This is a genomic window from Nocardia sp. NPDC005998 (assembly GCF_040614395.1).
In the GTDB taxonomy this organism is placed as follows: Bacteria; Actinomycetota; Actinomycetes; order Mycobacteriales; family Mycobacteriaceae; genus Nocardia.
Map to the genome: position 1 here is coordinate 201,952 of NZ_JBEXUI010000004.1, position 19,826 is coordinate 221,777.

General features: G+C 66.1%; 15 protein-coding genes. 11 read left to right on the plus strand and 4 right to left on the minus strand.

Going from position 1 to position 19,826, the window contains the following annotated elements; all coding sequences use genetic code 11:
• Positions 1-57: 57 nt before the first annotated feature.
• The 3 genes from ABZ293_RS09325 to ABZ293_RS09335 form a co-directional block, all read right to left on the minus strand.
• A complete protein-coding gene (locus ABZ293_RS09325) occupies positions 58-1,197 on the minus strand; it encodes an XRE family transcriptional regulator (RefSeq protein ID WP_355178885.1) in 1,140 nt (379 codons plus the stop codon).
• Between the two features lie 532 nt (positions 1,198-1,729).
• Entirely contained in the window at positions 1,730-4,333 is a 2,604-nt protein-coding gene (locus ABZ293_RS09330; RefSeq protein WP_355178887.1) for an AMP-binding protein, read from the minus strand.
• Positions 4,334-4,432: 99 nt separating this feature from the next.
• A complete protein-coding gene (locus ABZ293_RS09335) occupies positions 4,433-5,326 on the minus strand; it encodes a PAC2 family protein (RefSeq protein ID WP_354960801.1) in 894 nt (297 codons plus the stop codon).
• Between the two features lie 145 nt (positions 5,327-5,471).
• On the opposite strand from ABZ293_RS09335, the gene metH reads away from it, so the two are divergent.
• From metH to ABZ293_RS09390, 11 genes are all read left to right on the plus strand, one after another.
• A complete protein-coding gene (metH, locus tag ABZ293_RS09340; protein ID WP_355178889.1) occupies positions 5,472-9,068 on the plus strand; it encodes a methionine synthase in 3,597 nt (1,198 codons plus the stop codon).
• Positions 9,069-9,583: 515 nt separating this feature from the next.
• Complete coding sequence (locus tag ABZ293_RS09345; protein ID WP_355178891.1) at positions 9,584-11,287, plus strand: protein kinase; 1,704 nt, start codon at positions 9,584-9,586, stop codon at positions 11,285-11,287.
• A gap of 20 nt (positions 11,288-11,307) precedes the next feature.
• Complete coding sequence (locus ABZ293_RS09350) at positions 11,308-11,979, plus strand: HAD family phosphatase (protein WP_355178893.1); 672 nt, start codon at positions 11,308-11,310, stop codon at positions 11,977-11,979.
• Between the two features lie 202 nt (positions 11,980-12,181).
• On the plus strand, positions 12,182-13,045 hold the full coding sequence (locus tag ABZ293_RS09355) for an arpA protein (protein WP_355178895.1): 864 nt from the start codon (positions 12,182-12,184) through the stop codon (positions 13,043-13,045).
• Between the two features lie 10 nt (positions 13,046-13,055).
• The gene (locus ABZ293_RS09360) at positions 13,056-13,892 is read left to right on the plus strand and encodes a class I SAM-dependent methyltransferase (RefSeq protein WP_355178897.1); all 837 of its coding nucleotides are present in this window, start codon (positions 13,056-13,058) and stop codon (positions 13,890-13,892) included.
• On the plus strand, positions 13,889-15,700 hold the full coding sequence (locus tag ABZ293_RS09365; protein WP_355178899.1) for a choline/carnitine O-acyltransferase: 1,812 nt from the start codon (positions 13,889-13,891) through the stop codon (positions 15,698-15,700). Before ABZ293_RS09360 ends, ABZ293_RS09365 begins: the two co-directional genes overlap by 4 nt.
• A gap of 88 nt (positions 15,701-15,788) precedes the next feature.
• Entirely contained in the window at positions 15,789-16,070 is a 282-nt protein-coding gene (locus tag ABZ293_RS09370; RefSeq protein ID WP_354960458.1) for a phosphoribosyl-ATP diphosphatase, read from the plus strand.
• 43 nt (positions 16,071-16,113) lie between these two features.
• Positions 16,114-16,965 carry an ATP phosphoribosyltransferase gene (gene hisG, locus ABZ293_RS09375; protein WP_354960451.1) on the plus strand — a complete coding sequence of 284 codons (852 nt, stop codon included), beginning with the start codon at positions 16,114-16,116 and terminating at the stop codon, positions 16,963-16,965.
• A 147-nt stretch (positions 16,966-17,112) separates the two neighbouring features.
• Positions 17,113-17,247: a hypothetical protein gene (locus tag ABZ293_RS09380; RefSeq protein WP_355178901.1), complete on the plus strand. Its 135-nt coding sequence runs from the start codon at positions 17,113-17,115 to the stop codon at positions 17,245-17,247.
• A complete protein-coding gene (locus ABZ293_RS09385) occupies positions 17,247-18,479 on the plus strand; it encodes a putative sulfate exporter family transporter (protein WP_355178903.1) in 1,233 nt (410 codons plus the stop codon). Before ABZ293_RS09380 ends, ABZ293_RS09385 begins: the two co-directional genes overlap by 1 nt.
• Positions 18,480-18,693: 214 nt before the next feature.
• Positions 18,694-18,843 (plus strand): hypothetical protein, encoded by a 150-nt coding sequence (locus ABZ293_RS09390; RefSeq protein ID WP_355178905.1) that lies wholly within the window; start codon positions 18,694-18,696, stop codon positions 18,841-18,843.
• Positions 18,844-18,855: 12 nt separating this feature from the next.
• On the opposite strand, the gene ABZ293_RS09395 is transcribed toward ABZ293_RS09390, so the two are convergent.
• A complete protein-coding gene (locus ABZ293_RS09395; protein ID WP_355178907.1) occupies positions 18,856-19,755 on the minus strand; it encodes a RecB family exonuclease in 900 nt (299 codons plus the stop codon).
• Between the last annotated feature and the right edge of the window lie 71 nt (positions 19,756-19,826).

Below are 19,826 nucleotides of genomic sequence, written 5' to 3' on the forward strand. Positions count from 1 at the left end.
GACAAGCGATGAGCCAAAACTACCGCGAATCAACAACAGATGCCGATGAGCAAATGATCACCCGGGCGACAGCGCACGCAACTGGTCCAGATAAACCAGGGCGCGCGGATCGCCGGGAAACCGCTCGATGATTTCGCGCGCGGCCTCACCTGCGATCCACATCAGCGACGGCAGCGACCGGCGCTTCCCGGAGAAGGCCCGCATGCCCTCGTGCACCGCCAACTCCAGATCGCGGGCGCGCACGGCGACCACCGCGAGGGTCAGATGCGCCTCGGACACCCGCATCGGATTGCGTACCGTCCCGTCGGCTCTGGTCGAGTTCCGGATCACCTCGCGCGCATAGGATTCCGCGAGCGTGTCCTCGCCCGCGACCCGGCAGCAGTCCATGGCATAGAAGTCGAACTTCTGCGGATCGACCACGAAGTGGTTGTCCAGATTGGTCGGATGGTCGAGTCGCTCGAGAATAGCTCGACCCTGATTCAGCGATGCCTCGACCTCGTGCCGATTCCCCAGTCGGGCCCAGGCCTTCGCACGTTGTGCGGCCAACTGGACACCGACACCGAGTTTGCCGCTGGTCAGCAGCGCCGGGTCGACCGCCTCGATCGCGCCGCGGTAGTTGCCCTGGGTCAGGGCGAACCAAGCAGCCATTTCCGCACTCCAGCCGACGATTTCGGCGTGCTCGGCCTCCTGGCCGAGCGAATGGGCCGCCCGCCGAGTGGCCTCGGCGGTGGTACGGCGGCCGAGATCGTAGTCCACGCAACCGACCAGCAGCGCAACCCAACCGGCCAGTACGAGAATTTCCCGATGCTGCAACAAAGTCAGGCGGCCGTCGAGCAGTGAGGTGATGCGGCGCAGCCACGACGTGCCCTCGGCGTGCAGATCGTGCGGATCGGCATACGGGTACTCACAACACAGTCGCTCGGCGGTGATCCGGATGGCATCCAGTGTGGCGGAGGAGACGTCGGACATCCGCAGTCGGCCGATGAACTCGAGCGTGTCCATACCAGTGGCCGAAAGCAATTCGTCATCGCGGTTCGGGCGGTTCTTCGGAAAGAACGCGGCCGTGACCGTATCAAATGCGGCGGCGATGATCGGAGCATAGAAATCATCCGGTCTCGACTCACCCGACTCCCAACGCCGCCAATTCCGAAGCAGGGTACTGTCCGTCGGCAGGTTGTGCGAAGACTTCGCGCGCATCACACGGACGGCGTCGGCTTGTGACCATCCTCGCGCATCACGTTCGGAGCGCATTCGCACAGCCCAGACGGGTCGATCGTCTCCAGCGGCCACATCTGTAGTATCGCACCAGTTAACGCTCAGTGGCCCGGATAGGGCACACAGATGTCACTGGGTTGACACCTGCACTCGCAGTTTTGCGTCCTACATGCTGGATATGGGCGCGGAGGGTTTGCCAAGTCCCATATGTAAGAACATCTGCTCTTGCACGTGCGCAGTACCCGTCGGTGACGGGGGAGATCCACAGAAGAGAACAGCGAGAGATCCCAATCCAATGGAGGTTCGGGTGGAAGCGTTGATCTATGGATACTTGCGTGACGATCTGGCCGATGGCCACGGTGCAGAACTCGAGGATGCGATGAGCAGCCTCGCCCGTGAAGAAGGACTGTGCTTCGCCGCAACATTCCACGAATCGACCTCCGGTGACGGCACGGCATTCGCCGAGCTGACCCAGGAGCTCAAGCGGGCCGACGCGCACCACGTCGTGGTTCCGTCACTCGATCACTTTGCCGGCCAGACGATTCCGCGAGACATTCTGCTCGCGAAGCTGGCCCAGGACGCGGCGGCCCAGGTGTGGACCATCGAGAGCTGCGCTGTTCGAGAAGGGGCCCTTCGCGAACAAGCTCTTGACGAGGACTGATCTGCGGCGCAGATTCGTCACCAACCACGTCGCGACCACACCGGCCCCGAGTGATGCGAGCAGCGCTGCGACATGGTGTTGCCCGAACAGCGGATAGACCTGCCAGTGCAGCAGATAGACGAATAGCGAACTGTCGGCGAGCAGCGCGGCCACCCCGGCCACCAGGGCAGGCACCCGTACTGCGGGCAGCCAGATCAGCAGCAGCAGTCCGGCCATGACGAGCCGCTCCCGATCGGGAACGCCGAAATAGCCTGGCACCGAGATCAGTAGCACGGCGCTCACCAGCAGCCGCTGCCAGATTGCCGTAGCCTTCGCGGCCGCCCAGCCAAGGGCGAAGAACCAGCAGGCCAGCGGTGAAAACGGCACATCCTTTGCCGGATAGAGCCCGAACGACCAGATCCGGAACACCATGGTGATGGCCACCAGCCCCATGGCGAACCAGAACGGCTCGCGGCGCGCGAGGGTATCGATGAACGGCACGCGCACCAGGAGCGCGGCCACCACCATGAACAGCACCAGCACCTCGATGAACCACAGGTGCCCTGCGGTAGGGCTGTCGCGCGGGCCGAGAATCTTATTGAGCAGCAACACGTTCTGCCAGCCGTAATAATCGGTGAACAGCAGCGTGAGCGCCACCCAGGCGGCGGTCGGGATCGCGATGAGCGCCACCGTGTGCAGCGCGTTGCGCAGTCGTTCGGCACGCGGGGTCATGGTGACGGCGAAGCGGGCGAAGTTGAATCCGGCGACGCCGAGCAGGATGTGCGCCGCGCCCCAGAGCACGAACATCCCGATATGTGAACCCGCGATGAGGACGATCCCGGCGGCGCGCAGCAGCGTCGGTGTGTCGACCGAGCGGCCGAATGCGGTGTGGCCGTGTGGCACCCGCTCGAGTTCGGCGACGGTGCGATCCGGCCAGTTCGCGGGCAGTCGGCCCAGTGCCCGCTCGAGGCGGGTCGCGGTGGTGATGTAGGTCAGTGAGTTGCCGCCGAGGTCGACGAAGGTGCTGTCGGGGCGGATCAGGGCGGGGTCGATGCCGAGGGCGATGGCGTAGAGCGCGCGGATATCGCGTATTGGCAGATCGGGTTCGAATGTGCGCAGTTGCCGGATCGCCGAATAGTCGGGCTTGCCATTGGGTAAGCGCGGTATCTGCGCGACGGCGCAGGTGCGGATGGCCGCGGCGGGCAGACCGGACAGTTCGGCGGCCACCGCCGCAACCGATTCCGCCGGACTCTCGACGGCGACAACCAACTGGTCGCCACTATCTGTGCAACAGGCGGTGAAACCGGCAGCGGCGAAACCGGATTCGAGCCGCTGCAGGTCGATGCGCAGTCCGAAGATCTTGGCGAAGCGGCTGCGCCTGCCGACCACCTGATACATACCCTCGGGTGTGCGCCGCGCCAGATCGCCGGTGCGCAGGGATTCGACCGTATGGCCGAGGGCGAGATCGCGCGGGCAGCAGGCATAGCCCATCATCACGTTGGGGCCGTGATAGACCAGCTCCTTGTGCTCGCTGTCCGGCACCGGCTCCAGGGTGAACCGGCCGCCGGGAATCGGCACACCGATACAGTCCGGATGTTTCCCGGCCAATTCCGGTGGCAGATAGGCCATCCGCGCGGTGGCCTCGGTCTGGCCGTACATCACCACGAAGTCCCATCCGGCGCGCGCGCCGAGCCGCGCGTACGCGCGCACCCGCTCGGGTGCGAGGCAGCCACCGGCCTGCGTGATATAGCGCAGATCGGGCAGCCGCATGCGGTCGAAGCCGATGCGGTCGAGCAGATCGATGGTGTACGGCACGGTCGCGAACGAGGTCACCCGGTGATCGCGGACTTCGTCCCAGAACTGGTCGTCGAGGACCGATCGGTCGGTGAGCAGCAGGCTCGCGCCGCGCAGCAGATGGCTGTGCACGACCGACAATCCGTAGCAATAGAACATCGGAAGTGTGGTCGCGGCGCGATCATCGGGGGCGATGCCCAGATATTCGGCGATGGCCTGCGCATTCGACAGCAGGTTGGCGGCGGACAGGCGCACCAGCTTCGGCGAGCCGGTCGAGCCGGAAGTGCTCAGCAGCAGTGCGAGATCCGGATGCAGGTGGTGCGTCGAGGTCTCGCGCCGGACCTCGACGTCGCCATCGATCACGACATCGGGATCGTAGGTGGCCAGCAATTCGCTGGTCATCTCCGCGGTGAGCAGGACTACGCAGCCCGCGCTCAGCGCGCCCAGATACGCGACGAGGGAGTCGATATCATTGCGCGCCCTGAGCGCGACGAGCCGCCGGTTCGCTCCCAGCTGTCGCGCATACTCCTCGACAAGTGCCGCCAGCTGCGCATAGGTGATCCGCTCCAAACCATCCGGCACCGATTCCGCTGCTGTGACGGCCGCCGATGGAGATCGAGAGCAGAGGACGGCGATCCGGTCGTCGAAAGTGCGAAGGTGCGCGACGATCCGGTGAATAGTCACCGGAGAAGTCTAGATGGTAAGCCTTTCCATACCTACGAGTGCCCCCCTGGCGAACTTTCGGTGAATTGTCCGAAGTCGAATTGCAACGGCCCGAACCGATTACAGTCCGAAGCTGCCCGGACCCCGCCTACGCAGGTACTTTTCGAATTCGGCCGCAATCGCGTCGCCATCGATCTTGGCCATCGCATCGTTCAGGTCCACGGCCGCGTCGCCGCGTTCCTCCAGCGAGCGCACGTACTCGCTGATCTCGTCATCGCCCACCGTCATCTCGTTGACGGCGGTCTCCCAGTCCTCGGCCTGTTTGGGCAGTTCGCCGAGCGGAACCTCGATATCGAGCACATCCTCGACGCGGTGCAGCAGCGCAATGGTCGCCTTCGGATTCGGCGGCTGTGAGACATAGTGCGGTACGGCCGCCCAGAACGAGACGGCGGGCACGCCCGCCTTCACACACTGGTCCTGCAGTACACCGGTGATACCGGTCGGTCCCTCGTAGCGGGTCTGCTCCAGGCTGAACCGCTCGGCGGCTTCCTTGCTATAGGCCGATCCAGTGACCGGGACGGGGCGGGTATGCGGGGTATCGGCGAGCAGTGCGCCAAGGATGACGACGGTCTGCACACCCAGCTGTTCGATGAACTCGAGCAGATCCCCGCAGAAGCTGCGCCAGCGCATATTGGGTTCGATACCGCGCAGCAGCACCACATCGCGGTCGCTGCCGGGCGGCGAGCAGACCGAGAGCATGGTGGAGGGCCACTGGATTTCCCTGGTCACACCGTCGACCTGACGCACCGTCGGCCGGTTGACCTGGTAGTCGTAGTAGTCCTCGGAGTCGAGTTCGGCCAGCGGCTCGGCATCCCAGATCAATTCCAGATGCTCGACGGCACCGCTTGCCGCATCACCCGCGTCGTTCCAGCCTTCGAAGGCGGCGACCAGCACAGGGTCCCGCAATGTCGGCAGTTCCGGCTCGGGTGATACCGGAGGTTCACTGGAGTTCACCTCGGTCAGCCTACGGCGTGTGAGCACGTCGCGTTGAATTTGCGCGGTCGGCGCGGCACCGGGTGTTCATCTGTCTGGGCAGGTGTGGTCCCCGACACCGCCACGGTGGTTCGGCATGTCCTACCGGCCCACTACGCTTGATCACATGTCTGCGTCCAGCTCCGCCGCGTTCGATACCACGCTTCTCGACACGCTCCGTCGGCGTGTCGTCATCGGCGACGGTGCGATGGGCACGATGTTGCAGGCCGCCGACCTGACATTGGACGACTTCCGCGGCCTGGAGGGCTGCAACGAAATCCTCAACGACACCCGCCCGGACGTGCTGCGCAGCATTCATCGCGCCTACTTCGAGGCCGGTGCGGACGCGGTCGAGACCAATACCTTCGGCTGCAATCTGCCGAACCTCGCGGACTACGATATCGCCGACCGGATCCGCGATCTGTCCGAACGCGGCACCCGGCTGGCCCGTGAGATCGCCGACGAGATGGGTCCAAGTGCCGACGGCACCCCGCGCTATGTGCTCGGCTCGATGGGGCCGGGCACCAAATTGCCGACGCTGGGTCATGCCCCCTATACCGCCCTGCGCGATGCCTACACCGAGGCCGCGCTGGGCATGCTCGATGCAGGTGCCGATGCCATTCTCATCGAAACCTGCCAGGACCTGCTCCAGGTCAAGGCCGCGGTCACCGGCAGTCAGCGCGCGATGGCCAAGCTGGGGCGACGGATTCCGATCATCACCCACGTCACCGTGGAGACCACCGGAACCATGCTGGTCGGCAGTGAGATCGGTGCGGCGCTCACCGCGCTCGAGCCGCTCGGCATCGATATGATCGGGTTGAACTGCGCCACCGGGCCGGATGAGATGAGCGAGCACCTGCGCCATCTGTCCCGGCATGCGACGGTTCCGGTTTCGGTCATGCCGAATGCCGGTCTGCCGGTGCTCGGCGCGAACGGCGCGGAATATCCGCTGACCCCCGAAGAGCTCGCCATCGCGCTGCGCGACTTCGTCTCCGAATTCGGACTCGCCCTGGTCGGCGGCTGCTGTGGTACGACGCCGGAGCACATTCGCCAGGTAACCGCGGCGGTGCGCGAGGTGGAGCCGACGCTGCCGCCGCTGGACGCGCGCCGCGAACCGGTGCACGAGCCGAGCGTATCGAGCATGTACAGCGCGGTGCCGTTCGAACAGGACGCCTCGATCCTGATGATCGGTGAGCGCACGAATGCCAATGGCTCCAAGGCGTTCCGCGAGGCCATGCTGGCCGAGGACTGGCAGAAGTGCCTCGATATCGCCAAGGACCAGACCCGCGACGGCGCGCACATGCTCGACCTGTGCGTCGACTACGTCGGACGCGATGGCGCCAAGGATATGTCGGCGCTGGCGGCGCGACTTGCCACGGCCTCGACCCTGCCGATCATGCTCGACTCCACCGAAACCCCGGTCCTGCAGGCCGGTCTGGAGCATCTGGGTGGTCGCTGCGCGGTCAACTCGGTGAACTACGAGGACGGCGACGGCCCCGAATCCCGATTCCAGCAGACGATGAAGCTGGTTGCCGAACACGGCGCCGCGGTGGTCGCGCTGACCATCGATGAGGAGGGGCAGGCCCGCACCGCCGAGAAGAAGGTGGAGATCGCCGAACGGCTGATCGCCGATATCACCGGCAACTGGGGTCTGCGCGAAAGCGACATCATTATCGATACGCTGACCTTCACCCTCGGCACCGGTCAGGAGGAGTCGCGGCGCGACGGCATCGAGACCATCGAGGCCATTCGACTGCTCGAGCAGAAACATCCGGAGGTGCAGACCACCCTCGGCCTGTCCAATATCTCCTTCGGCCTCAATCCGGCCGCGCGCCAGGTGCTGAACTCGGTGTTTATGCACGAATGCGTCCAGGCCGGACTGGATTCCGCGATCGTGCACGCCTCCAAGATCCTGCCGATCGCGCGCATCCCGGAGGAGCAGCGCGAGACGGCGCTGGATCTGGTCTATGACCGCCGCCGCACGGACTACGACCCGCTGCAGAAGCTCATGTCGCTGTTCGAGGGTGTGTCGGCCTCATCGTCGCGCGCCTCGCGCGCGGAGGAGCTGGCCGCGCTGCCGCTGTTCGAGCGGCTGGAGCGGCGGATCGTCGATGGTGAGAAGGCCGGTATGGAGGCCGATCTCGATGCCGCCATGACCGAGGTGCCGCCGCTGCAGATCATCAACGAGACACTGCTGTCGGGCATGAAGACGGTCGGCGAACTATTCGGTTCCGGCCAGATGCAGCTGCCGTTCGTACTGCAGTCGGCCGAGGTGATGAAGACCGCGGTCGCCTACCTGGAGCCGCATATGGAGGTCACCGACGACAGCGGTAAGGGCCGCATCGTGCTGGCCACCGTCAAGGGCGATGTGCACGATATCGGCAAGAATCTGGTCGACATCATCCTCTCGAACAACGGCTATGAGGTCGTCAACCTCGGCATCAAACAGCCGATCGCGACTATTCTCGACGCCGCCGTCGACAAAAAGGCCGATGTGATCGGTATGTCCGGTCTGCTGGTGAAGTCGACCGTGGTGATGAAGGAGAACCTGGAGGAGCTCAACGCCAAGGGCGTCGCCGACCAGTTCCCGGTGTTGCTCGGCGGTGCCGCGCTGACCCGCGCATATGTCGAGAACGACCTCACCGAGGTCTACCAGGGCGATGTGCACTATGCCCGCGACGCCTTCGAGGGCCTGCGGTTGATGGACGACATCATGACGCGCAAGCGCGGCGGCGGAATCGATCCGGACAGTCCGGAGGCGATCGCCGAACGCGAGAAGGCGGCCGAGCGCAAGGCGCGCCATGAGCGCTCCAAGCGGATCGCCGAACAGCGCAAAGCGGTCGAGGTGCCGGTCGAGGTGCCGGCGCGCTCGGATGTGGCCGTCGATCTGCCGGTCGCGGTGCCGCCGTTCTGGGGCACTCGGGTGGTGAAAGGCGTTTCGCTGCACGAGTATTCGGGACTGCTCGACGAACGCGCGCTGTTCCTGGGCCAATGGGGTCTGCGCGGCCAGCGTGGCGGCGAGGGACCGAGCTACGAGGAGCTGGTGGAGACCGAGGGACGGCCCCGCTTGCGCTACTGGCTGGACCGGCTGTCCACCGAGAACGTGCTGCAGCACGCGGCGCTGGTGTACGGATATTTCCCGGCTGTCTCCGAGGGTGACGACGTGATCGTGCTGACGGAGCCGCATCCGGACGCGCCGCAGCGCTATCGGTTCACCTTCCCGCGTCAGCAGCGCGACCGCTTCCTGTGCATCGCCGACTTCATCCGCTCGCGCGATCACGCCCGCGAAACCGGTCAGGTCGATGTGCTGCCGTTCCAGCTGGTCACCATGGGGCAGCCGATCGCCGACTTCGCCAATGAGCTCTTCGCGGCCGACAACTACCGCGACTACCTCGAGGTGCACGGCATCGGTGTCCAGCTCACCGAGGCGCTCGCCGAATACTGGCATCGCCGCATCCGCGAGGAGCTGGTGCTGGAAGGACATTCGGTGGCCGACTCCGATCCGTCGGATGTGCTGGAGTACTTCAAGCTCGGCTACCGCGGCGCCCGCTACTCCTTCGGCTACGGCGCCTGCCCGGACCTGGAAGACCGCGCGAAGCTGGTCGACCTGCTGGCGGCCGATCGCATCGGTGTGGTGCTCTCCGAAGAACTGCAGCTGCACCCGGAGCAGTCGACGGACGCGTTCGTCCTATTGCATCCGGAGGCGAAGTACTTCAACGCCTGACGGATTCGGTCGGACCGGCACGCTCGGCTCGGATACCCGGGGCCGCGGGCTTGGGTTGATCGCCGTCGACGCGCCGGGGCGCGGTCGGGCAACGCCGATCGGTCTGTTTCCGATCCGAATTCGTTATCCGACCGGACGCGACGGTGTGATTCTCGCCGCATCGGACTGCGTTCGCTCGATGCGTTCAGGGCCTTGATTACCTCGTGATATGCGAGATCAATTGCGGCGGAAAGGGCGCGCGACGCGACACGAGGACCCGCGACGCGCGGGCGTGTCTCGACGGCCGCACCCGCCTGACCTGGGGTATCGGCTTCGGGTGCGCGTGGCGGTGGATGGATGTCGGTCAGGTATGACAAAGTCGGAACTGTTGGTACTGCATCCGGGGCAGTCGGCGGATGCGAGCGTCCTGCTGCAATTCGGGTGCAATGTAGTTCGGCGCGTAGCATTTTCGAGGATTTCCGCTTACGCGCGGAGTGCGAGATGGCTCGGCGGGCAAGCAGGAGGGGCTCAACACCATGACAGCGGACCGGTTGATCGCTGGACGGTATCGGCTGACGGATCCGATCGGCACTGGTGCCATGGGTGTCGTGTGGCGGGCCACCGACGTTCGGCTGCGCCGCACGGTCGCGGTGAAGCAGTTGCTACTCGGGCCGGGGCTGTCCCGGACACAGGCGATGGAGGCCAAACTGCGCGCCATGCGCGAGGGCCGCATCGCCGCGCGACTGCACCATCCCAATGCGATCACCGTCTTCGATGTCGCCGAGGAGGACGGCCAGCCCTGGCTGGTCATGGAGTACATGGACGCGCCGAGTCTGGCGGCGAAGCTGTCGGGCAGGCGCACGCTCGCGCCGACCGAGGTGGCGCGCATCGGCGCCCAGGCCGCTGCCGCGCTGGCCGCGGCGCATGCGGCGGGCATCGTGCATCGGGACGTGAAACCGGCGAATCTGCTGGTCGGCGATGACGGCACGGTGAAGATCACCGACTTCGGCATCTCCCGCGCCGTCGGCGATGTGACGGTCACCGCGACCGGATTCCTGGCGGGCACACCGGCCTATCTCGCGCCGGAGGTGGCGCGCGGCGAGGATCCGGAACCGGCCTCGGATGTTTTCGCACTCGGCTCCACGCTGTACGCGGCGGTCGAGGGCAGCCCACCCTTCGGCGATGGGGATAACGCGCTCGCGGTGCTGCACGCGGCGGCGCGGGCGCAGGTGCCGCCGCCGCGGCACGCCGGGGAACTCGGTCCGGTGCTGATGCGATTGCTGTCCGCCTCGATCGATGACAGGCCCGATATGCGGGAGGCGAAGGAGGCGCTCGAAGCCGTTGCGGCGGGCCGCGCCCCGGCATTGGCGAGCACGCCAGCGGCGACGAAGGTTATGCCAGCGCCGGGCGCCGCTACGACCGACGCCGACGCGGGCGCGACGACAGTGCTGAACAAGCCCGGCGCTGGCCAGGCGGCCGGGGCCAGGGATGCGGTCGCCGCAACACCGTCCGGACCCGCCGCACCGGCGGTCACCGTCGCACCGCCGAGGTCCGGGGGCACCGTGCCCGGCGGTGGCGGTGGCGGTGGCGGTGGCGGCGGCGCGGAGCAGAGTCGCGGCAGGCTGATCGCGGTGGCGGTCGCCGCGGCGGTCGCGGTGCTCGTACTGGTTGTGGTGATCACGTCGTCGCTGAAGAACGACGATCAGGGCGGTACGGCGGGCGGCTCCTCGACCTCAGCGCCCGCGGTGAACAATCCGGAGAACGGCCCGCAGTCGCCGATCGCGATCGAACCCGGTCAGCCGGAGCAGGCACCGGCGACCACCGCGGCGTCGAACTCCCAGCCGAGCACGACGGCTCAGCCGACGCCGACCTCGCCGGTCAAGCCGTCGACCACCGTGTCGCCGACGACCGTCAGCACCACCCCGTTCGGCCCGGCCACCGCGGACCGGGTCTCCCAATTCATCTCCGGCTATTACGGGATGCTGCCCGGCAATGTGCAGGGCGCGTGGTCCCAGCTCACGCCCGCCTACCAGGGCCAGACCGGCGGCTTCGGCTCCTATTCGCAGTTCTGGTCCACCGTGCGCTCGGTGAGCGTGGGCGGCGTCACACCGAACGGGGAGAATCGGGCGGTGGTTTCGCTTACCTATAGCCTGAAGAACGGCTCGACCACATCGGAGAACCGGTGGATCCAGGTCTCGTCGGATAATGGGCGGTTGCTGATCGCCGCGTCGGGTTTGTAGAGGTTGAGGAGACGAATCGGGTGACGGCGCGACTTGCCGGTGTGCTGTGGGATATGGACGGCACACTGCTCGATTCGGAGAAGCTGTGGGATATCGCGGTGCGGGAGCTGGCACGGGCGCACGGCCACGAGATGAGCGATGGACTGCGGCATGCGCTGATCGGCGCATCGGGACCGAACGCGCTGCGGCTGATCTTCGACGGCCTCGGCATCGACCCGACGCCGGAGACGGTGCGCGCCGCGGGCGAATTCATCGAGCGGCGGGTGACCGAGTTGATGGCGGGCCCGATCCCATGGCGACCCGGTGCGAAGGATGCGCTGTCAATGGTGCGCACCGCGGGGCTGGCGACCGCCTTGGTCACCAATACCAAGCGGTCGCTTACCGAATTCGGGCTGGATACCCTCGGCCGTGACTTCTTCGACGTATCGGTCTGCGGTGACGAGGTCGAGCACGGCAAGCCCGCGCCCCAGATCTATCTGCGCGCCGCCGAACTCCTCGGCGTGCACCCGCGAGACTGTGTGGCACTGGAGGATTCGCCGACCGGCGCGGCCGCGGCTGCCGCGGCGGGCTGTGCGGTGATCGTGATCCCGTGTGAGATAGCGGTTTCGGACGCGCCGGGGCGGGTATTCCGTGATTCGTTGGTAGGGTTGAACATCAACGATCTGGAAGACGCTCTGCACGTTCGAGGTTGAGCCGCGCGCTGGCCGATCGAGCCGCATCTGGACCGTCCATGATCGCTCGGGCCCGCTGATCGTGCATCGGTACTCCGCCTCGGCATAGCGAGAGTTACTGTGCCGCAACGCAAGTGCGCGCTGCTGGTAGGTGTGACCGTAGTCACCGGCAACTTTGTCGAATCCCGGGCGTGTCGTCGGCCGCTGCACCAAAATTTACGCCATGGCAGCGACGAGTGTCCTGGACGAGATCGTCGATACGGCACGGTATCCGCTGGCGGATCCGAACGGCGAAGCGTGGCGAGCTGCCGTGGCGCAGGCCCGCGCCGAACTCGCCGACGGCGGCTGTACGGTGCTGCGCGAGTTCATCCGCCCGGAGCTGATCGAGACCCTGCGCGCCGAGGGCGAGGCGATGGCCCCCGATGCGCACTATCAGGTCGAGCGGGTCAACGCCTACAACATTCCGCTGGATACCGCACTGCTGGAAGACCATCCGGGGCGCATCGTGCTCGAACGCGGCAATGCGTTCGTCCCGCGCGACCGCATTCCGGTCGACGCGCTGATTCACCGGCTCTATATCAGCGGGCTGTTCCAACGCTTCGTCGCGGACTGTTTCGGGCTGGCCGAACTGCACGAATTCGCCGATCCGCTGGCCGGACTGTGTCTGAATGTGGTGGCGCCGGGCATGTCGCATCCCTGGCATTTCGACACCAACGAATTTACGGTCAGCATGTTGACCCAGCCCGCCGAGACCGGTGGCGTCTTCGAATACTGCCCGAATATCCGTTCACCCCACGCCGAGCAGTTCGACGATGTGCGTGACGTGCTCACCGGATCCGGTGCGCGACTGGTCCGGCGCCTCGAGCTGCGACCCGGCGACCTGCAACTGTTCCAGGGCCGCTTCTCCCTGCACCGCGTTTCACCGGTCGAGGGCGGCACGGCACGGCATTCGGCGATCTTCGCCTACACCGATCGGCCCGGTGTCATCGGCACCGTGGAACGCACCCGCCAGCTGTTCGGGCGGGTACTGCCCGATCACCTAGCCGCCGCGGCCGCCGCCGTCCGTGGCGATCGGTTGCTCGACTGAGAGGGACGACATGCCAGTGCCGTTGCACACGACCGGGAAAGCTTCCTTCGACGACATCTACGACCGTCCCGATCCGCGCGAGTACTACGCCCGGATGTCCGAATTGGATTACCGCATACCGGAACTGGCGAAACCGTTCTTCCAGCAACAGATTCGAGAGTACTGCGCATCCGCGCGCGTGGACGCCCCGACCGTGCTCGACATCGGTTGCTCCTATGGTGTAAACGCGGCCCTGCTGCGCTTCGACACCACCATCAGCGATCTGGCCGACCATTACCGCACGGCCGAGGATGCCGACCAGGCCGCGCTCATCGCCCGCGACCGCGCCCGCCTCGATGCCCGCGACCAACTCCCCGGCGTCCGCTTCATCGGCATGGATGCCGCCCGCCCCGCACTGTCCTACGCACACGCCGCCGGATTCCTGCACGACACGGTGCACGCCGATCTGGAGGCCGCCGAACCGACCGACGAGCAACGCCGTACGCTGGCGGCCGCGGATATCGTTATCTCGACCGGTTGTGTCGGATATGTCACCGAGAAGACGCTGGCGCGTGTCGCACTCGCGCACCCGCGTCGGCGGCCGTGGATGGCACACTTCGTATTACGCATGTTCAGTTTCGAGTCGATCGCCGCGGAACTGGCCGCGCTCGGCTACCGCACCGAGCGAGCCCCCGGGGTGTTCGAACAACGTAGATTCGCCTCCGACAGTGAACGCACCCAAGTGCTGAATACCTTGGCCGCCAGCGGTATCGACACCGATGGCCAGGAAAGCACAGGCTGGCTGCTCGCCAACCTGTACATCTCGCGACCGCTCCCGAAATACCCCGACCCCGAGGACTCGCATTGACCGAACGCACCTTCGCCGCCGACGACCACCTGCCCCGGGTGCCCCTGCCGACGCTGGAGGACAGCTGCGAGCGATTGCTGCAGTGGTGTGCTCCACTGCTCACCGCCGATGAATTCGCCACCACCGAGGCCGCGGTAGCCGACCTGCTACGCGCCGACGGACCCGGCCGGACGCTGCATGCGGCACTGGCCGAATACGATGCCACCCCCGGCGTCGGCAGTTGGCTGGATCTGTTCTGGCCATCCCGCTACCTGGGCCGTCGCGATCGCATCGCGCTCAACGCCAACTTCTTCTTCCTCTTCCGCGATGACACCCCGCTGGCCAGCTCCACCGGCGCATCGCAGGTGGAGCGCGCGGCCGGAATCATCGCGGCCGCGGTCGACTACAAGTTGGCGCTCGATGTCGAGGCGATCGCGCCGGTAACCCAGCGTGGCCAGCAGCTGTCGATGTGGCAGAACAAATACCTGTTCTCCGAGACCCGGATTCCGGGAGAGATACAGGATTCCGTGCGGGTGCCCTACAGCGACGAATGGCCCGGCCCCTCGGATGCCCGGCACATCGTGGTGTTCTTCCACGGCACCATGTTCCGGATGGATGTGATCGGTCCGGATGGTGCGCCGTATTCGCTCGATGATCTCGCCGACGGGCTGCGCGCGGTGCTCAAGGCCGGTGCGCGCTCGGCCCGCACCGATACCGCCGTCGGACATCTGACCACCAAGGCGCGGGCCGAATGGGCCGCCAGCAGAAAGGTATTGCGCGCCGAACCGGCCAACCTGGCCGCGTTGGACACCATTGAGACGGCACTGTTCTGTCTGTGTCTGGAGGACTTCGCCCCGCGCGACGAACTGCAGGCCTGTGACGAGCTGCTGCACGGTGACAGCGCCAACCGCTGGTTCGACAAGTCGGTATCGTTCATCGTCTTCGGGGACGGGCAGGCGGGCATCAATGTCGAGCACTGCGGACTCGACGGCACCACCATCCTGTCCTTCGTGGACACCCTGTTGCAGGCCCCTGCCGTCGAACATGCCACCCGGTCCGGGGCGAAGGCGCAGGGATTGCCCGTGGTGGAGCCGATCGAATTCGTCCTCGATGCGGCCCTGCGTACCGATATCGCCGCGGCGGGCGCGGCATTCGCCCACTACGCGTCCGAGAATGCCACCGCGACAGTATCTTTCGATTTCGGGACGACGCAGGCCAAGCAGCTCGGCATCTCACCGGACGCCTTTGCCCAGCTGAGTTATCAACTGGCGCACCGGCGCAGCAAGGGGCTGACCGGGGCCACGTACGAATCCATCGCCACCCGGCAGTACCGCAACGGCCGCACCGAGGCCATGCGCGTGGTGACACCGGAGATGGTGGCCTTCGTCGACACGATGCAGGACCCGGCGGCTGCCGACGCCGATCGGCTGCGCGCCGCGCTGAGCGCCGCGAGCGCGCACGTCGACCGCGCCAAACAGTGCCAGGCCGGTGACGCGCCCGAACAGCATCTGTGGGAGCTGGAGTGGATCCAGCGGCGCCGCGGGGCCGAACTCGGCGTCACCGAACCGATCCCGCTGTACACCAGCCCCGGCTGGACGATCATGCGCGACGACTACCTGAGCACCAGTTCCGCACCGTCGGTCAATATCCGATACTTCGGCTTCGGCTCGACCAGTCCGAAATGCATCGGCATCGCCTACGTGCTGCTTCCGGACCGGTGGAACCTCTATCTGGCCACGCCGAAGGCGGTCGCCAACGAGATGTACGCCTTCGCGGACCACCTGCGCACCGCCGTCGCCGACCTGCAGGCCCTGCTCGCCGGAGCCTGACCCCGCCGACCGCATCCCCGTCCCCCGATACGCCGGGCGACGGGGATGTCCTGCGTTATGGGCCGGAGCGACGGCCCCGCACCCGGGTCTGAAACAATGGCTCATCGTGAAGAACTTCGAAACCCTGTTCGCTGAGCTGCAAGATCGTGCGGTCACCCGCCCCGAGGGGTCCGGGACCGTGGCGGCATTGGACGCGGGCGTGCATTTCCAGGGTAAGAAGGTGCTCGAGGAGGCCGGGGAGATCTGGCTGGCCGCCGAGCACGAGGGCGACGAAGCGCTCGCCGAAGAGATCTCGCAACTGCTCTACTGGGTCCAGGTGCTGATGGTGGGCCGCGGGCTGAAGCTGGAAGACGTGTACCGACATCTGTGACGGCGCGTCGATCCGTAGTTTTTCTTCCCGAAAGGACTCAACCATGCTGCGCGTCGCAGTCCCCAATAAAGGCGCACTCTCCGAATCGGCCACATCGATCCTGGCCGAGGCCGGTTACCGCAGGCGCACCGATGCCCGCGATCTGACCGTCCTCGATCCGGCCAACCAGGTCGAATTCTTCTTCCTGCGGCCCAAGGACATCGCCATCTACGTCGGCTCCGGTGAGCTCGATCTCGGCATCACCGGCCGCGATCTGGCGCTGGATTCCGGTGCACCGGTACAGGAACGGCTCGCACTCGGCTTCGGCCGCTCCACCTTCCGCTACGCCGCCCCGGCCGGGCGCGAATGGAAGGTCGAGGATCTCTACGACAAGCGCATCGCCACCTCCTACCCGAATCTGGTGCTCGGCGACCTGCAGCGGCGGGGCATCGAGGCCGAGGTGATCCGCCTCGACGGTGCCGTCGAGATCTCCATCCAGCTCGGAGTGGCCGACGCCATCGCCGATGTGGTCGGGTCGGGCCGCACCCTGCGCCAGCACAACCTGGTCGCCTTCGGCGAGACGCTGTGCGATTCGGAGGGTGTCCTGATCGAGCGCGCCGGTTCGGACCAGCAGGAACGGGCCCGCAACCAGCTCATCGCGCGCATCCAGGGCGTCGTCTTCGGCCAGCAGTACATCATGCTGGACTACGACTGCCCGAAGGAGCTGCTGGACGAGGCGGTCAAGATCACGCCCGGCCTCGAATCTCCGACGGTATCCCCGCTCGCCGATCCGGGCTGGGTCGCCATTCGCGCGATGGTGCCACGCAAACAGGGCAATGAGGTGATGGACCGGCTCGCCGAACTCGGCGCGAAGGCGATCCTGGCCTTCGATATTCGGTCCTGCCGCGCCTTCTGACACGTTTCGAGCGACTCGGCCCCGTCGGTCCGGCGGGGCCGAGTCCTTATATCCGAGTGATCGATTCACTGCGATTGCAACCGGTGCGCTGACCTGCGGTTGATTGGTACGTTGCGGCCTCGATGAGGAAATGCAAGGAGTACCACCGTGTCACAGACACCGCCCGCCGAACGTTCGGGCAGCACATTCGCGTGGAATGAGGACTGGCTGGCGGCAATCGTCGGCCTGGTCCTCATTGCCCTGGTCCTGATCGGCGCGATCCCGGATTGGCTGGTGCCGTGATGTCGGAGACCGAAGCCGAGACCGAGAGCGACGCCGCAAGCGTTGCCGCCGAGCCCGACAACGCAGCATCGGAGCCGGACCCCACCGAGTCGAGCGCGGTGACTGCTGAGCAAGCCCCCGTTCAGTCCGAAACCTCTGCACTACAAGCGATTTCGCGCCCAACTGGGGCAGAGATCGCGGCCGGTATCGCGGTGGTCATCCTGCTCGGCGCACTGACCCGCTACTTCGACACCCACGTGCCGCGCTGGGCGGTCGACACTCCGCTCGAGCGGGTGGCCAAGTCGATCGAATTTCCAGTCTATGCCATCGCCATCGGTCTGATCGGAAATGTTGTACTCGCGAAACTCGATCTGCGGGAACGCCTTTCGGCCGGTTTCCGCACCGAGTTCTTCATCAAGACCGGTGTCGTACTGCTCGGCGCATCGATCAACCTGAGGATTCTGATCACCGCCGCCGGACCGTCGATCGTGCAGGCGCTGCTGCTGATCACCACGGTCTTCGGCTTCACCTGGTGGCTGGGTGGCCGCCTGGGCCTCGACGATAAGCTGCGTGCCCTGCTGGCCTCGGCCGTCTCGATCTGCGGTGTCAGCGCAGCCATCGCGGCTGCGGGCGCGGTGCAGGCCAAGCGCGAACAGATCGCGTACGCGGCGTCGCTGGTGATCATCTTCGCGCTGCCGTCGATCTTTGTATTGCCCTGGCTTGCAGATGTTTTCGGCCTCTCCGACGTGGTCGCCGGTGCCTGGATCGGCGGCAATATCGATACCACCGCGGCCGTCGCGGCCTCGGGCGCAATCGCGGGGGAGAAGGCGCTGCAGATCGCCACCATCGTCAAGACCACGCAGAACGCGCTGATCGGCATTGTTGCGATCGCGCTGACCGCCTACTTCACGCTCCGGGTCGAACGCACCCCCGGCGCGGCCCGGCCCTCGGCGCGCCAATTCTGGGAACGATTCCCGAAGTTCGTGCTCGGCTTCGTCGCGGCCTCCGTGATCGGCACCCTGTACCTGCAGTCGGCCGATAAGAAGTCCGGTGCGGCGCATATCGCGATCGTCAACGATCTGCGCACCTGGTTTCTGATCCTCGCTTTCGTCTCCATCGGCCTGGAGTTCTCCGTGCGCGGGCTGCGGGAGGCGGGCTGGCGCCCGGTGGTGGTCTTCGGCTCCGCGGCCGTGGTGAATCTGGCTGTCGGACTGGGTCTGTCGGTGCTGCTGTTCCACAACTTCACCGGGTAGATCCGCGGCGGTAACCCGTCGTTCCGATGCTCGCCGGTCGCCCCGGCGAGCATCGCTGCGGCGTGCCTTGGTGCGCGGTGTGCATTTAGTTCGGGGTCGATCTCACGAAAACTTAATGATTCGCCGTCAACACTTGGGGCGTGTTAGGCGAAACAAACAACGGAACACCTCGGACGGCCGGATCGTTCGGGAACGAAGCACAGGGGAGGACGCGGTGAAACCGAGTATCGAGCAGGTCGGCTCGTGGTGGCGGATTCGCAATGCGCTCATTGCGATCGGTGATGTGGTCGGGGTACTCGTCCTGATCGGTGTGATCGCCGTACTCGGTTCGCACGGCTTCAATCTGGATCTGTTCACCGGCTGAGCGCGAGTCCGCTCAGTCGGAGACCGCGTCGGCGAAGGTTTCATCCGGCGACTCCCCGGTGCCACCATCCGGCCAGCCCGGATAGGCCGGTGGGGTGCCACCGAATTCGGGGCACAGATTCTGGTAGCTGCAGAAGCCGCACAGCCAGCTGGTGCTCGGCTGGAAGTCACCGGTGCGGCCTGCCGTCAGAATGGCCTGCCACAGCGCCGAGAGCGTGCGTTCGAAGCGCAGTAGTTCATCCTCGTCGGGGGCGTAGGTGAGGATCTGCTCGTCGGCCAGGTAGATCAGCCGCAGTTGGGTGGGCAGGATGCCACGGGTGCGCAGCACCACCAATGCGTAGAACTTCAGCTGGAACAGCGCCTTGGTCTCCTGGGCAAGTCCGGGCGCGCGGCCGGTCTTGTAGTCCACCACACGCAGCTCGCCGGTCGGCGCGACATCGATCCGATCGACGAACCCGCGCAACAGCACCCCGTCGTCGAGCTCGACCTCCACCCGCGACTCACACGACTCCGGATCGAACCGGGTCGGATCCTCCAGCCGGTAGTACGCCTCGACGAGGGTGCGGACCTCGTCGAGAAATTCGGCCAAACCGTCCTGCGCGACCAACTCGGCGATCTCGGGCCGGTCGGCCAGCACCCGGGCCCAGGCGGGTTCGGCGAGGGCGGCGGCGCGTGCGGGTAGTCGATCCGCGGCGGGCAGTCCGTACAGATCCTCCAGTACCGCGTGCACCACCGTGCCCCGCACCGCGATTCGCGTCGGCGGTTCCGGAATCCGATCGATCGCACGGAACCGGTACTTCAGCGGGCACTGCTTGAAATCCATTGCCCGAGAAGGAGACAGCGCCGGGCGCTGGCGATCGTGCGCAGGCTCCCGTGCGGTGTCGGCAGGGGGCGTGGATACCGGCGAATGCATACCTGGCAGGCTATCCGGCGGTACCGACACGCCGGTGCCGTACGGCTAGACCGCACCGACCAGCGAACGGA

Excerpts from the sequence above, each read along its gene's own strand:
- ABZ293_RS09385 (WP_355178903.1), top strand. The coding sequence starts at position 17,247 with ATGTCGGAGACCGAAGCCGAGACCGAGAGCGACGCCGCAAGCGTTGCC.
- ABZ293_RS09345 (WP_355178891.1), top strand. The coding sequence starts at position 9,584 with ATGACAGCGGACCGGTTGATCGCTGGACGGTATCGGCTGACGGATCCG.
- ABZ293_RS09355 (WP_355178895.1), top strand. The coding sequence starts at position 12,182 with ATGGCAGCGACGAGTGTCCTGGACGAGATCGTCGATACGGCACGGTAT.
- ABZ293_RS09360 (WP_355178897.1), top strand. The coding sequence starts at position 13,056 with ATGCCAGTGCCGTTGCACACGACCGGGAAAGCTTCCTTCGACGACATC.
- hisG (WP_354960451.1), top strand. The coding sequence starts at position 16,114 with ATGCTGCGCGTCGCAGTCCCCAATAAAGGCGCACTCTCCGAATCGGCC.
- ABZ293_RS09395 (WP_355178907.1), bottom strand. The coding sequence starts at position 19,755 with ATGCATTCGCCGGTATCCACGCCCCCTGCCGACACCGCACGGGAGCCT.
- metH (WP_355178889.1), top strand. The coding sequence starts at position 5,472 with ATGTCTGCGTCCAGCTCCGCCGCGTTCGATACCACGCTTCTCGACACG.
- ABZ293_RS09325 (WP_355178885.1), bottom strand. The coding sequence starts at position 1,197 with ATGCGCGCGAAGTCTTCGCACAACCTGCCGACGGACAGTACCCTGCTT.